The 14,521-nt window shown below is 73.6% G+C and carries 12 protein-coding genes; 7 read left to right on the forward strand and 5 right to left on the reverse strand.

Annotation, left to right across the window (positions count from 1 at the left end; translation table 11 throughout):
* Positions 1-85: 85 nt before the first annotated feature.
* The 5 genes from GA0070618_RS16285 to GA0070618_RS16305 form a co-directional block, all read right to left on the reverse strand.
* Positions 86-1,075 carry a hypothetical protein gene (locus GA0070618_RS16285; RefSeq protein WP_088982401.1) on the reverse strand — a complete coding sequence of 330 codons (990 nt, stop codon included), beginning with the start codon at positions 1,073-1,075 and terminating at the stop codon, positions 86-88.
* Between the two features lie 12 nt (positions 1,076-1,087).
* The gene (locus GA0070618_RS16290) at positions 1,088-1,690 is read right to left on the reverse strand and encodes a hypothetical protein (protein WP_088982402.1); all 603 of its coding nucleotides are present in this window, start codon (positions 1,688-1,690) and stop codon (positions 1,088-1,090) included.
* A gap of 152 nt (positions 1,691-1,842) precedes the next feature.
* Positions 1,843-2,523, reverse strand: a complete 681-nt coding sequence (locus GA0070618_RS16295; RefSeq protein ID WP_088982403.1) for a response regulator transcription factor — start codon at positions 2,521-2,523, stop codon at positions 1,843-1,845.
* The gene (locus tag GA0070618_RS16300; RefSeq protein ID WP_088982404.1) at positions 2,520-4,457 is read right to left on the reverse strand and encodes a sensor histidine kinase; all 1,938 of its coding nucleotides are present in this window, start codon (positions 4,455-4,457) and stop codon (positions 2,520-2,522) included. The genes GA0070618_RS16295 and GA0070618_RS16300 overlap by 4 nt, the downstream gene beginning before the upstream one ends.
* 104 nt (positions 4,458-4,561) lie before the next feature.
* Positions 4,562-7,723, reverse strand: a complete 3,162-nt coding sequence (locus tag GA0070618_RS16305; RefSeq protein WP_143740359.1) for a hypothetical protein — start codon at positions 7,721-7,723, stop codon at positions 4,562-4,564.
* 207 nt (positions 7,724-7,930) lie between these two features.
* On the opposite strand from GA0070618_RS16305, the gene GA0070618_RS16310 reads away from it, so the two are divergent.
* From GA0070618_RS16310 to GA0070618_RS16340, 7 genes are all read left to right on the forward strand, one after another.
* Complete coding sequence (locus GA0070618_RS16310) at positions 7,931-8,212, forward strand: hypothetical protein (RefSeq protein ID WP_088982406.1); 282 nt, start codon at positions 7,931-7,933, stop codon at positions 8,210-8,212.
* Complete coding sequence (locus GA0070618_RS16315) at positions 8,209-9,225, forward strand: cupin-like domain-containing protein (protein WP_088982407.1); 1,017 nt, start codon at positions 8,209-8,211, stop codon at positions 9,223-9,225. Before GA0070618_RS16310 ends, GA0070618_RS16315 begins: the two co-directional genes overlap by 4 nt.
* A gap of 249 nt (positions 9,226-9,474) precedes the next feature.
* On the forward strand, positions 9,475-11,895 hold the full coding sequence (locus tag GA0070618_RS16320) for a sensor histidine kinase (protein WP_088985572.1): 2,421 nt from the start codon (positions 9,475-9,477) through the stop codon (positions 11,893-11,895).
* Entirely contained in the window at positions 11,895-12,317 is a 423-nt protein-coding gene (locus GA0070618_RS16325; RefSeq protein WP_088982408.1) for a roadblock/LC7 domain-containing protein, read from the forward strand. Before GA0070618_RS16320 ends, GA0070618_RS16325 begins: the two co-directional genes overlap by 1 nt.
* Positions 12,307-12,696, forward strand: coding sequence for a DUF742 domain-containing protein (locus GA0070618_RS16330; RefSeq protein WP_088982409.1), 390 nt, complete (start codon positions 12,307-12,309; stop codon positions 12,694-12,696). Before GA0070618_RS16325 ends, GA0070618_RS16330 begins: the two co-directional genes overlap by 11 nt.
* Entirely contained in the window at positions 12,677-13,273 is a 597-nt protein-coding gene (locus GA0070618_RS16335) for a GTP-binding protein (protein ID WP_088982410.1), read from the forward strand. The genes GA0070618_RS16330 and GA0070618_RS16335 overlap by 20 nt, the downstream gene beginning before the upstream one ends.
* 107 nt (positions 13,274-13,380) lie before the next feature.
* Positions 13,381-14,418, forward strand: a complete 1,038-nt coding sequence (locus tag GA0070618_RS16340; protein WP_088982411.1) for a lactonase family protein — start codon at positions 13,381-13,383, stop codon at positions 14,416-14,418.
* Positions 14,419-14,521: the final 103 nt, after the last annotated feature.

Below are 14,521 nucleotides of genomic sequence, written 5' to 3' on the forward strand. Positions count from 1 at the left end.
ACCGGTCCGTCCTGCGCGCTGCGCACGGCGGAACACCCCGGACGCGACGCGTCCGGGGTGTTCCGGAGGTGCCGGGTCCGCCGGTTCAGCGGCCGAGGACCCGGTCGAGGAAGTCGCGGTACTGGCGCACCGCCTGGCGGAGCTGCTCGGTGTCGGCGGAGCCGTCGTCCTGCCAGCCGCCGATCCGGTTCTTCTGCTCGGCCAGGGCCGCGGCGAGCGCGTGGATCGCCTCCTCCACCAGGCCCTGGGCCTGCCCGGCCGCCGCCTTGGGATCGTCGACGAAGCGGAGCTGGACGTCCCGCCAGCGGTCCCGGAAGCCCTGCGCGGTCCCCGGGTCGAAGAGCGTCGCCGGCTCGGCGAGGGCGGACGCGGAGGAGCCGGTCGTGCCGGCGGCGGTGAGCGTGTCCGGGGCGCCGTCGGTGGACACCGGCACCGGGGCGGCGTCCGGGTCCACCATCGCCGGGGCCGGGCTGCCGTAGCCGGCACCAGCGCCGGTGGCGGTGGCGGTGCCGGTGGCGGCGTCCGGGCGTACCCCGGTCTCCCGGCGGTCGTCGGTCCGGTCGCTGCCGGGTGCCTCGCCCCGGTGCCGACCGGCCGGCTCGGCCTCGTCGATGGTCTGCGCGCGGTGGTGTCCGTGCAGCAGCGCGGTGGGGTCCGCCCGGCGGTCGGACCCCTGCTCGCCGGTGGTGCCGTCGCCCGGGCGGGCGGTGCGTTCCTCACGCGGGTCCGGCTCGTCGGCCGGGATCGGGCTGGCCAGCGCCGAGGCGGCCACCGCACCGCCGACCGTGGTCGCGCCGAAGGCGGTCGGCACCGGGCCGGGCTGGTGGAAGTCCGTCCGGTCCACGTCGACCCCGTCCGGGTCGTTCCGTCGTTCCGTGGCCCGGTCGTGGCCCTGGCCGTCCCGGCGCGCGGACGGGTCGTCGAAGGTGCCCCGGTCGTCGAGCGCGTCCTCGGGCACCTCGGTCCGCCCGGCGCGGTCCCCGCGCCGGGCCGCCGTGCCGTCCGGCGACGGCACCGGTACGGGCTCCGAGCGGACCACCTCGGTCTGGTCGGTCTGCTGCTCCTGCTGGCGCATGCGGCGGCCTCCTCAGCGGCTCGTGACGTCGTGTGGGGTCTCGGTCTCCTCGGCGCGGCGCGGTGCCGGCGGCTGGGCCGCGACCGGCTCGCCACCGAGCAGGTCGGCGACGAGCGCCCGGTAGTGGACGACCGCCTGCCGCAACTCCTCGGTGCTGGCCTCGCCGCGCTCGTTGCGCAGGTGGATCTCGTGGGCCTCCCGGTAGCGGGTGAGCGTGCGGGCGTGCTCGACGGAGAGGTGGGCGGCCTGCTGGTCGAAGTCCCCGGTCGGGTAACCGCGCTCGGCGACCAGCCGGGACACGAGCGCGTCGGCGTCGCCGACCGCCTCGGCGGGGGTGTCGACGAAGCGGAGCTGGACCTCCTCCCACGCGGTGGCGTAACGGGCGCGCGACTCGGGGTCGAGCGGGGTCAGGGTCAGCTCGGCGTGCCGGCGCTCGCGCTCGCGGAGTTCCTTCTCCGCCTCGCTGCGACTGGCCCGCTCGGCGACCACCCGGTCGTACTCGGGTCCGAACCGCTGGCGCAGCTGACGGCGGCGCGCGGCGGTCACGGCCAGCGTGATTCCGGCGGCGATCACAAGTACGACGAGAACGATGACGACTACCTGCGTGGGCGACATGGCCTCCTCCTTCGTCACCTGCTATTCCCGCGTCGACCTGATCGCCAATCCCGATTGCGCCTACTTTCCCGCTGACGCGCCCGACATGACCGGGCCCACGTGGTGATCTTCGCCAGAAACTTGACTCGATCCAGGAAACGATTTTGCTGGGGTTAGTGCTGGTTTGCCCCACGCCGACCGTCGGACGAGGGGTCGCCCAGTCCCTCGTCCCGGGCCGCGGTGATCGCCTCGGCGCGGCTGTTCACCTGGAGCTTCACCAGGATGGCGGAGACGTTGTTCCGCACCGTCTTGGGACTCAGCCCGAGCCGCTGCGCGATCCCGGCGTTGGGCAGGCCCCGGGCCAGCAGCCCGAGGATCTCCCGTTCCCGATCGGTGAGCTGCGGGAACGGCTCCGGGCGGTCGGAACCGGCGCGGAACAGCAGCGCGGCCCGACCCGCGACGGCGGCCCCGAGGACCAGGTCGCCGCTGGCCACCGCCCGGATACTGCGCTCCACGTCGGCGGCGCTGGCGCCCTTGAGCAGGTAGCCACGGGCCCCGGCGCGCATCGCCGCGACCAGCGACGCGTCGTCGGAGAGCATGGTCACGACCAGCACGCCGACGTCGGGGTGGTCGCGGGTGAGCACCCGGGTCGCCTCGACGCCGGAGCCCTGCCCGAAGTGCAGGTCCATCAGCACGACCGAGGGCCGTACGCGCGTGACGACCTGCAACGCGGTCGCCACGTCGGCGGCCTCGCCCACGCACTCGATGCCGTCGAGCGTGGACAGCAACGCCGTCATGCCGAGCCGGAAGACAGGGTGGTCGTCCACCACGACGACCTGGATCGGTGCGCTCACGGCAGCTCCAGGGGGATGGTCAGCCGCACCATGGTGCCGCGTGGGTCGGCCGGGCCGATGGTGAGGGTTCCACCGATGCCGTCGGCCCGTTCCCGCATCGCGTGCAGGCCGACGCCCCGGGTCGACCCGACGGGCGGGCCCTGACCGTGGTCGGTGACGACGACCCGCAGCAGGTCCGGCCGCCGCTCCAGGGTGACCGTGCAGTGGTTCACCCCGGCGTGCCGGTGCACGTTGCGCACCGCCTCGGCGGTCACTCCGTAGGCGGCGGTGGCGACCGAGCCGGGCAGCGGGTCGAGCGGCACCGGGACGTGCACGGCGATGTCCAGCCCGGCCCGCGCGTACTGGTCGCGCAGGGTGCCCACCGCGGGTTCCAGGCCGCCGTCGGCGAGCACCGGCGGCAACAGGCCGTGCGCCAGGTCCCGGACGTCCTCGGCGCGCGTGGTCAGCTCGGCGATCAGCCGCTCCAGCAGGTCGTCCGCGCGGGCCGGGTCGCGGTGCAGCAGGTTGCGGGTGGCGGCGAGGCCGAGACCGATGCCGCTCAGCGCCGGGCCGAGCCCGTCGTGCAGGTCCCGACGCAGGGCCCGGCGCTCCTCGTCGCGGGCCTCGGCGAGCCGTCGCCGCGAGCGGGTCAGCTCCTCGTTGGTCCGGGCGAGATCCACCACGGCGGCGACCACCGGGGCGAGCCCGGTGAGCGCGTCGGTGACCCGGCCGCCGAGCAGTTCCCCCGGACGCGGCCAGGCGTGCAGGTACCCGACCGGGCGACCTCCACTGGTCAGCGGCACGGTCACCGGCGTGCCCCCGGCACGCGGGGGCGGCTCGGGCCCGTCGGCGGTGACCAGCACCTCGGCGAGGCGCAGCGCGGCGGCGATCACCGGCCCCAGCTCGGCGGAGCTGTGCAGGCTGTGGGCGACCCGGCGCATCAGGGGCTCCGGGCTGTCGCCGTGCACCAGCCGGTCCACGCCACGCTGCACCCACTGCCGCACCGGCTGGAAGGCGACCGCGATGGCGGCGGTCACCACGATCCGGGGCGCGGACGACGCGTCCGGCAGCACCCGGTCGAGCACGGTGACCCCGGCGCTGTACCCGGCGATCACCCCGGCGGTCATCAGGTACCAGACCAGGGCCCGCCGCACCGCCAACCGCAGCCCCCACATCTGCTGGCGGAGCACCACCACGGCGACCGCCGCCGGGAAGAACGCCTGCGAGGCGAGCATCAGCAGGGCGGGCACCGAGGCGGGCAACACCGGCGGCAGCACGGTGACCAGGAACGCGAGGGTCAGCAGCGTACTGCCCGCGGTCGCCCAGCCCATGCCGTGCCGCTGCTGGCGCGGGCCGTGCCTCCAGCGCCACGCGCAGGCCGCCGCGGCGAGCAGACCGAGCAGCACCAGGGCGTACCCGACCGACCCGGCGAGCGCGGCGCGGACCGCCGTGGCGGTGGGCCCGAGCGGGACCAGGCCGCGTGGTGGCGGCGCGGTCAGCACGAGGACCCACATCAGCGCCACGTATCCGAGCCCGACGGCGACCGCGACCCGCTCGACGCGGGTCGGCGTCCGTTCCGGCAGCAGCCACGGCATCACCACGACCAGCGCGTACAGGCCGGGAACCCAGGCCCAGTGATGCGCGGACAGCAACCAGTACGGGCCGTCGGCCAGCAGGTCCCACTGGGCGGCGAACGCGGACAGGGACCCGCCGACCCCGGCGGCCGCGACGATCCACCCGGCGAGCCGACCGCCGGTGCGTCGCCGGCTCAGCACGAGCCATGCGACGCCGCCGTAGACGATCCCGTCCATGAGGTCCACCAGCGAGTACAGCTGGGTGTCGGTGAACGCCGGCAGCGCGACACACCACATCACGATCGCGGCGGTGGTGCACCCGGTGGTGACGGCGAGGACCACCCAGGCGGCGATCCGGTCGGGCGGGCGGGGAGTCGACATGATCCATCCACTGTGTCAGTCGTCGCCGACGGCGGCGGACCACCGTTCGGCCGGACATGCGCGCAGGGTCGGGCCGGTCCCGGCCCGACCCTGCGCACGCGTGCTCAGCTCGCCGTCACCGCCGCGCCGGTGACCCTGATCTGGTCGATCACCGAGGCGACCTCCGGCAGCCGTTCGGTGTAGACGTTCGCGGCCAGGCGCTGCGAGTGCGTCTCGTACAGTGCGCCGAGGGCGTCGGCCCGTTCGATGGCGACCGCGTGGATGCAGTTGCCCAGGTACTCGTTCGGCGAGCCGGGGCTGTCCGCGCCCGAGCAGGCCGGTGAGTAGATGGGCGTCTGCCCGGCCCGGGGGTCGATCTCGGTCATCCCGTCCGGGCACGGGTCACCGGCAGCGCTTTGCGTACATGGGGCGTAGTTCGCCTCGGCGACGACGTACGCCCGGCTGATGTTCGTCTGCGGCAGCTCCCGCCCCACCGGGGCGGCCGGGTGCCGGTAGTCGCTGGGCAGCGGCGTGTCCCCGAACAGGTGGCCGCTGAGCGACCCGTCGTTCTCCAGGGCGACCGGGAACCCGAGTCTGGTGTACGCCTGGAGCAGCCGCACCATCTCGGTGATCTTCTTGTTCTTCGCCCGCAGCTGCGACGTCGGGTCCGCGAACGCGTCGTTGACCACCTGGTGGTACTGCTTCTGCTTGCCCCACAGCATGCGGTCGGCCTTGGTCCGGGCGATGGTGAGCCGTTCCGGGTTGTCGGCCGAACCGGCTCCGCTCTCGAACGCGGTCCGGTGCCCACCGTCCTCGTACCTCATCACGTACGTCTCGTCGTGGCAGTAGCCGGTGGGCGGGTTCTCCCGGGTGCTCCAGGAGCAGATGATTCCGGCGCTGTGCGTGTTGCGGTGGCTCCGCACGTCCATCCAGAAGTCGCCCTGGTTCAGGCTCATCTGTTGGCGCACGGTGAGCTGGAGGTCCGCCGTGGTGGTCTCCAGGCGCGGTCCGGTGGTGGTCCGGAAGTTGACGAAGACGGCGTCGTAGCAGATCCGGAAGTGGGGCTGGAACTGCTCCTTCGTCCCGTAGGTGAGGAGCTGCAACGCATTCGGCAGGTCGGCGAGCTGGACGTTGGCCGGAATCTGGACCCGGGGCAGCCCGTCCTGCCCGCAGCCGTTCATCTTGCCATCGGCGTTGTACGACTTCTCGTCCTTGCCCTGCGCGTTGGGAACGGCTGACCAGTACGAGCGGGTGTTGGTGAGCCGCACCGGCGGTGCCTGGTCCGGGCCGTACCACGGGTTGTAGCCGCCGCCGGTGACCGAGTCCCGCAACCGCCGGAGTTCGGCCGACTGGGCGTTGACCGCGCTCCGGTAGCCGTCGACGAGGCCGGTGAACAACGCGTTGCGGTGCCCGTCCGGACCGGGCTGGCTGAACCGGCTGCCGGCGTCCAGGATGCTCTGGCCGGAGCGGCGAAGCCGGACGGCGAACGAGTTCTCGCTGGTCATGTCGCCGGCGAGCGCGGGATTCTCCAGGGCGAGGGCGTTGTACGCGCGCGCGGACATCGTCCACACCCCGGCGTGCGGCACCCGGTTCGTCGCCGGGAAGGTCGGGTCCCACGTCCGGGCCAGGTGGGACAAATAGTCGACGGCGCCGTACGGGCCCTTCTCGTCGAGCACCCGTGCCGGGTCGGTGCCGGGCTGCGCCCACTCGGTGGGGGTGAGCACGAACGGCGCGCCGGTGCTGGTGGACGTGGCGGTGGTGAACAACCGGCCCTCGGCCTCGTCGTACTGCGCGACGCCGAGCGTGCGCCCGTTCCGCGCCCGGTAACCGACGTACGTGTTGATCACATACTCGGTGTCGCTGAGGGCGCTCTTCTTCAACGCCTCCTGCATGGACAGGCTGAGCTGGTCCACTCGGCTCTCCAGGCCGCCGATCTGGCGCTTCACCGCGTCGATGTCGCGGATGATCCCGTCGAGGTCGGTGCTCATCTTCAACATGATCGACATCACGTCGTCGTAGATCGCCGTCAACATCGCCTCGACCCGGTCGAACCGGTCGTGCATCTCGGTGCGCAGGGCGGCCACCTGTTCCCGGAGCTTGCCGATCTCCTGCATGACCAGTTCGTGCTCGGACGGACCGGAACCGAAGAAGAGCGGCGCGAGCGTCATCACCGCGCCGAGCACGTTGCCGGTGAGCACGATCGTGCTCAGCGAGCCGAGCGCCTCGCTGAGCCCGAGGCCGGCGACCGTGGGCAGGTACTGGTTGATCGCGGTGGCGATGCCGACGGCGGCCTTGCCGAGCGCCAGCACCTCCTTGCCGGCCTTCTCGTCGGCGAAGCCGGCGAGCGTGGCGAGGATGCTGACGGCGGACCCGGCCGCGTCGATGGCGACCTGTCGGCTCGCGGCCTCGGCGAGCGCGTTCGTGTAGTCCTGTGGGGTGGGCTTCGGGCCCGGACCGACCGGGTACTTCAGGTCCGCCGCCGCGAGCCGCTCGATGATCTCCGCGTTCTGCCCGGAGACCTTGTCGAGGGCCGTGGTGAGCTGGGTACGCAGCGCGGCCAGGTACGCCTGCTCGTTCCCGAGGTGCTCCAGGATGGCCTCGGTGTTGATGAACGAGGCGAGCACCGGGTCGGCGAGCAGCTGCTCCGTGGTGGCTGTGGCCCGCACGTTGACCTGCGCGCCGATCGTGCCGTCCCACGCGGCGGCCAGGTCCGCGTCCTGGGCGGCGGCGCGGGTGAGCTGTCCCCAGGCCCGTTCCTGCACCCCGTACAGCGCGTCCATCCAGCGGTAGTGCTGGTAGGCGCTGGTGACCGCGTCCTCGACCTCGGCGGACGCCGTCACCGTCCCGCCGATGGTGGCGTCCAGCAGTGCCTTGACCATCGGCGCGCCGATCGACACCCCGGGTACGCCGGACAACGCGTCGATGACCTTGATCGTGGTGGCGTACGTGGTCCGGGCGGTGGTGTCGGAGACGCCGGCCGCGTCCACGGCCTGCCGGGTGGCGACCAGGTGCCGCACCACATCGTCCCGGGAGGCGCCCCGGTTGGCCGTCCGCCAGTCCAACAGCTCCGCGGTGAGGACCAGGTTCTTCAGCCCGGCTACGCCACCGTTGTGGGCCCGCATGTAGGCCGCGAACACCCCGTCGTGGAACTTCGCGGCCTGGTAGTCCACCGGGTCGGTGGCGACCGCCGGGCTGGGTGCCAGCGCCACGACCGCCGCGACGGCTGCGGCGATCAGCGGGCGTAGCCACGCCCGGCGACGCCGGACGCGTCTGGGAAACACACGCACGTCGGGATCCTCCTGATCCGTCCGCGCCAACCGGTCGGCAGGCGCGGACGGCAGTGTGCGGGTGGCGCGGTCCCGGCCAGCAGAGGCGGGAGTCCCGGGACGGCCGGGACACGGTGGTACCGCCGTTCGGGTGATCCCGGGTGTCCCGGCCGGGTCGGGACACCGGCCCCTGGCGACCGGGACGGCGCGGCCCGTTGACTGTCGGTCATGACCTCTTCTCCGGACCACATCCCGGCCCACGTCAAGGGTTCCTACGTCAACTGCGACCAGTACACCCGCGAGGCGCGGCTCACCCCGCCGCCGGTCACCGACCACTTCCCGGCGCACGTCAAGAACTCGTACGTCAACTGCTCCGAGTACGCCCGCGAGGCGCGGCTCACTCCGCCGCCGGCCGCCGAGCACTTCCCGGCGCACGTCAAGAACTCGTACCCGACCTGCCAGGAAAGGGTGCGGACGGCCCAGCTCACCGCCGTGCCGGCAGCGGCATGACGACGCTGCACGCCCCGACCCGGCTCGGCGACACCTGGCGGGAGTGGCTCGCCGAGAACCTGGCCATGGGCGCCTCCGTCGACGAGGCGCGGGCGGCCGCCGTCGCCGGGTGCGGGGACGCCGACGCGGTCGACGCGGAACTGGCCGAACTCACCGGCCACCCGTACTTCGCCGTGTGCCGCCGGCTCGCGCTGCGCTACGACTGGATGGAGTCCGTGCTGGACACCTACCGGGCGCTGCGCAACAGCGACGGGGGCGGCACGCTGGAGCGTCGCGCCGACCTCACGCCGGAGGAGTTCTTCTCCCGGTACTACTTCGGGAACCGGCCGGTCGTGATCGAGGGCCTGATGACGGACTGGCCCGCCCTGGAGTGGACGCTGGAGAGCCTGGCCACGAAGTGCGGCGACGCCCAGGTCGAGGTGATGACCGGTCGGGACGCCAACCCGGACCACGCCTGGCAGTACGACCGGCACCGCACCACCATGCCGTTCCGCGACTACCTGACGGCCCTCGGTTCCGGCGTCCGCACCAACGACTACTACATGGTCCCCCGCAACGAGAACTGGTCCGGACCGCTGCGGCCACTCGCCGCCGACGTACGGCCCCCGGCGGGGATCGTGGACCCGTCGGCCGTCGGGCACCTGCTGCTCGGCCCGGCCGGCACGGTCACGCCGCTGCACGTGGACAACAGCAGCGTGCTGCTCTGTCAGGTGCTCGGCCGCAAACACGTCCGGCTCGTGCCGTCGTACGAACGACACCTCGTCTACCCCCGGGGCGGCACGTTCAGCGCGGTCGACGCGGCCGACCCGGACCCCGTCCGGCATCCACGGTTCGCCGAGGCGACCGTGCTGGAAACCGTCCTGGAACCCGGTCAGATGCTGCTCGTCCCGGTGGGCTGGTGGCACTGGGTGGAGGCCCTGGACGTCAGCGCCACGGTCACGTTCCACCATTTCTGCACGCCGGGGCAGAACCACAAGATGGCGACGCCGCCCGCCGCGGGCCAGGACGACTGACCAGCACCCGTACGCCCGACCGTGACGTGTCACCGGACACCCCGTCGCACCCGCGACGGGGTGTCCGCGTACGTTCGTCCACCGTGGATGGAACCGCGCCGAACCCCGGCGGACGGAACGGACGGTAGTGCATCAGCGCACGATTACGTATCCTGCCCAAGGCGCTCGTACCGGTGCCCGGTGCGCCGGGCGTCGCTGCCCGGCCGGCTGCCGGCGCCACTCCTGCCACACCTTCCGGGCGAGGTGCTGATGAACTCCCACGACTGGCCGATCCGCACCAAGCTGACCGCGCTGGTCGTCGTCCCGGTGGCCGCCCTCCTGGCACTGTGGATCTTCGCCACCACACTGGCCCTCGGGCCGGCCCTCGACCTGCTCGCCGCCCGCACCCTGCTGCGGGACCTGGGCCTGCCCGGTGACCGGGTGGTGGTCGAGCTGCAACGGGAGCGCCGGCTCTCGGTGGTGCACCTCGCCGGCCCCGGCGAGGTGACCGGGCTGTCCGAGCAGCGGCAGCGGACCGACGAGGCGGTGGCCGAGCTGCGGAGCCGGGCCGGCGGCCGGGACCTGCGGGACGCCGCCGACGACCTGGTCGACGCCCGCCTCGACCGGCTGTTCACCGCCCTGGAGGCGCTGCCCGCCGGGCGGAGGTACATCGACCGGCGGCAGGTGGACCGGACCGGCGCGCACGGTCTCTACACCGACATGCTCGACACCCTGTTCCAGACCTACTCCGCCATGGCCACCGGTCCGGACGTCGACCTGACCCGGCAGGCGCGGGCGATCAGCACTCTCGGCCAGGCCCGGGAACTGCTCGGCCAGGCCGACTCGCTCGCCGCCGGGGCGTTCACCGCCGGCCGGTTCGCCCGGGGCGAGCACGCCGCCCTCGTGCAGACCATCGGCAACCAGCGGTACGTCACCGCCGTCGCCGTCGACGACCTGCCGGCGGCCACCCACACCGCCTTCCAGCGGCTGACCGAGGGGGCGGACTTCCTCCGGCTGCGGCGCATGCAGGACGAGCTGGTCGCCGCCGATCCCGGCGACCCGCCGTCGGTGGACGCCCGGACCTGGCAGACCACCCACGACGTCGTGCAGCGCCAGCTGCGGGACTTCGAGCTGGCCGAGGCGGAGGCGCTGACCGAGCGGTCGGTGCCGGCGGCCCTCGGCATCCTCGGTCGGCTCGCCGCCGCCGGACTGCTCGGCCTGGTGGCCGTGGTGGTCTCCCTGGTGGTGGCGTTGCGGGTCGGCCGTTCCCTGGTGCGGCGGCTGACCGGGGTCCGGACGGCCGCGACCGAACTGGCCGAACGGCGACTGCCCGACGTGGTGGCCCGACTGCGTCGGGGCGCGGAGGTCGACGTCGCCCGGGAGGCCCCGCTCCTGGAGTTCGGCACCGACGAGATCGGTCAGGTCGGGCAGGCGTTCGCCGCCGTCCAGCGGACCGCGGTCCAGTCGGCCGTGGACGAGGCGGCCCTGCGGCACGGGCTCAACCAGGTCTTCCTCAACATCGCCCGGCGCACCCAGGGGCTGGTGCACCGGCAGCTCGCCCTGCTCGACCGGATGGAACGTCGTACCGAGGACCCGGAGGAGCTGGCCGAGCTGTTCGGCGTCGACCACCTCGCCACCCGGATGCGTCGGCACGCCGAGGCCCTGGTCATCCTCGCCGGGGCGGCGCCCGGGCGGGGCTGGCGCAACCCGGTCGCCGTGCTCGACGTCGTCCGGGGGGCGATCTCGGAGGTCGAGGCGTACGACCGGGTGGACATCGCCCCGGTGCGGCCGGCGGCGGTGGTCGGCCGGGCCGTCGGCGACGTGATCCACCTGCTGGCCGAGCTGATCGAGAACGCCACCGCCTTCTCCTCTCCGGAGAGCCGGGTGCGGGTCCACGGCGAGATGCTGCCCAACGGGTACGCCGTGGAGATCTCCGACCGGGGCCTCGGGATGACCGCCGACGCGATCGAGGAGGCCAACCGCCGACTCGCCCGGTCCCCGGAGTTCGACCCGGCGACCAGCGCCCGCCTGGGTCACTTCGTGGTGGCCCGGCTCGCGGCCCGACACGGTGTCCGGGTCCGGCTGACCGCCGGCGCGCAGGGCGGGACGACCGCCGTGGTGCTCCTACCGCCCGACCTGATGACCACCGAGCCGCCGCGACCGACCGTCGACCGGTCCGGCGACCGGATGGCCAAGGTGACGAAGCTGAGCACGCTGCCCCGTCCCCGCTCGATCCGCTCGGCGCGCCGGCGGCCGGAGCCGCCCTCGGTGGTGCCGCTGACCGCGGCGCGGTCGGGGCCGGCCGAGATCCCGGTCGGCCCGGACGGGCTGCCCCGGCGGGTCCGGCAGCGGGGCCCGGCCCGGCAGTCCCGCCGTCCGGTTCCCGTCGAACCGTCGCCGCGCACGCCCGAGCAGGTGCGGGCGGCGATGGCGGCGCTCCAGTCGGGCACCGCCCGGGGCCGGCGCGCGGGCGCATACCCGGCCGAGTCCACCCCCGCGCCGTCGGCGGTGGACGGGCCTGCCGCCGGGCCGTCCGCCACCGGCGCCGGGCCGGTCGACGCCCCCACGGTGCCGGCCGCCCCGGCCGTGCCGGCCGAGGCGACGGCGGACCAACCGACCACGGAGCTACCCCGGGTGCGGCCCGGTGGAGCGTCCGTCGAAACTGTCACCGGACGTGGAAGGGACGGGTAGTGGTGCAACCCACGAGGCAGGCCACCGATCTCGACTGGCTGCTCGACGAACTGGTGGACCGGGTGCCGGCCGCCCAGCAGGCGGTGGTCCTCTCCGCGGACGGGTTGCTCATGGGAGCCTCCGCCGGGCTGGAACGGGACGCGGCCGAGCACTTCTGCGCCATGGCGTCCGGCTTCGCCAGCCTGGCGAAGGGGGCCAGCCGGCACTTCGCCGCCGGACCGGTGCGTCAGACGGTGGTCGAGATGGAGTCGGCGTACCTCTTCGTCACCTCCGCCGGCCAGGGCGCTTGCCTGGCCGTGCTCAGCGACGCCGACTCGGACATCGGCCTGGTGGCGTACGAGATGGCCATGCTGGTGACCCGGGTCGGCGAGACACTCAGCGCCCCGTCCCGGGCCTCGACGGGCGTGGCCGATGCAGGCTGAGCCGCCGGGGCCCCGGCACGAGTGGCTGGACGACGAGGCCGGCCCGGTCGTCCGCCCGTACGCCGTCACCGGTGGACGGGTGAGCCCGGCCGCCGGTGACTTCGACCTGGTCGCGTTCGTGCTGGCCACCCGGGACACCGACCCGGACGACCACCCCCACCTGCACCCGGAGCACCGGCACCTGGTCGAGCTGGCCGTCGAGCCGGTGTCGGTGGCGGAACTCGCCGCCCACCTCGACCTTGCCATCGGCGTGGTCCGGGTGCTCCTCGGTGACCTGCTCACCGGCGGACTCGTCACCGTGCACGAGCCGCCGTCCACTGCGTACCTTCCCGACGACAACATCCTCAAGGCGGTGGCGAATGGACTCCGTGCACTCTGACCGTGACGGATCCGGCCAGCGGGTTCCGCTGGCACTGAAGATCCTGATCGCCGGGGGCTTCGGGGCCGGCAAGACGACCCTGGTGAGTGCGCTGAGCGAGGTCCGTCCGTTGCAGACCGAGGAAGTGCTCACCAGTGCCGGCGTCGGCACCGACGACACCTTCGGCGTGGAGGGCAAGTCCACCACCACGGTTGCCATGGACTTCGGTCGGATCACCATCAACGAGGACCTCCAGGTCTACCTCTTCGGCACGCCGGGGCAGGACCGGTTCTGGTTCCTCTGGGACGAGCTGGCCTTCGGCGCGCTGGGCGCGGTGGTGCTCGCCGACACCCGTCGGCTGGCCGACTGCTTCCCCTCGGTGGACTACTTCGAGCAGCGCGGCATCCCGTTCGTGGTCGGGGTGAACTGCTTCGACGGCTCCCGCCGGTTCAGCCTCAACTCGGTGCGGCACGCGCTGGACCTCGACCCGGACGTGCCGCTGGTGCTCTGCGACGCCCGCGACCGCCAGTCCGGCAAGCTGGTGCTGGTCGCCCTGGTGGAGCACGTCGCCGCGCAGCGCGGCGAGCCGGCCGCCTGACCTCGCTCCGCCCGGGGCGGACGGAAAAGTCCGGCGAAGCGGGTTCACCGGCGGGTGATCGCGGGAAGGCTGGTGGGATCGACCCGGACGAGAGGAGAGGCGACGCCGTGACCGACCAGGGGGACGTCGTCCACATCGGCGGCTACACCAGGGAGAGCGACGGGACGGGCGACGGCATCGTCGCGGCCCGCCGCGACCCGGAGACGGGAGCGCTGACGCCGCTCGGCACGGTGGCGGTCACCGCGTCGCCGTCGTTCCTGGTCCGGCATCCGACCCTGCCGGTGCTCTACGCGGTGAACGAACTTCCCGAGGGGCAGGTCAGCGCCTGGCGGATCGGACCGGACGGCGACCTGACCCCGCTGGGCACCGGCGACACGGGCGGGGCGGAGCCCTGCCACCTGGCGGTCACGCCGGACGGCCGTCACCTGGTCGCCGCCAACTACGGCGGGGGGAGCGTGGCGGTCTTCCCGCTCGACGGGGCGGGGGCGCCGGCCGGGCGCAGCGACCTGGTGGTGCACTCCGGGCACGGCCCGGACCCGGAACGGCAGGAGAAGGCCCACGCGCACATGGTCTCGCCGGACCCCGACGGCGGGCCGCTCTACGTCGTCGACCTGGGCGCCGACGCGGTGTACGGGTACGACCTGGACGCCGTCACCGGCCGGCTGACGCCGCGCACGCCCGAGATGCGGACCCAGCCCGGAACCGGCCCCCGGCACCTGGCCCGCCACCCTGACGGCCGTCGGGTCTACCTGGTCGGCGAGCTGGACGGTGCGGTGACCGCCCTGGCGCGGGACGCCGAGGGGGCGCTGCGCCAACAGGGGCGGGTGCCGGCGAGCGGCCGGACCGGGCACGTCCAGCCGTCGGAGATCGCGGTGGGTCCGCAGGGCCGGTTCCTCTACGTCGCCAACCGGGGCGTCGGCACGCTGGCGGTCTTCGCCATCGACGGCGAGCTTCCGGAACTCGTCGCCGAGGTGGACACCGGCGGGGAGTGGCCCCGGCACTTCGCCTGGTCCGGGCGGGACCTCTACCTGGCCGACCAGCGGGCCGACATGGTCCGGGCCTTCCGCGTCGACCCGGCCACCGGCGTGCCCGAGCCGGCCGGCGAACCGGTGCCGGTGCCGAGCCCGAGCTGCGTCCTGCTGTGACCCGTCACCATCTGTTCGTGACCCTGCGTGAAGGATTGTGAATAACCGCAGGTCAACTGTTCATCCTGTGTAACGTTCGTCCGAACGGTGGTAGCCGCGTCGT

The sequence above is a fragment of the Micromonospora echinospora genome (assembly GCF_900091495.1).
Taxonomy (GTDB): Bacteria; Actinomycetota; Actinomycetes; order Mycobacteriales; family Micromonosporaceae; genus Micromonospora; species Micromonospora echinospora.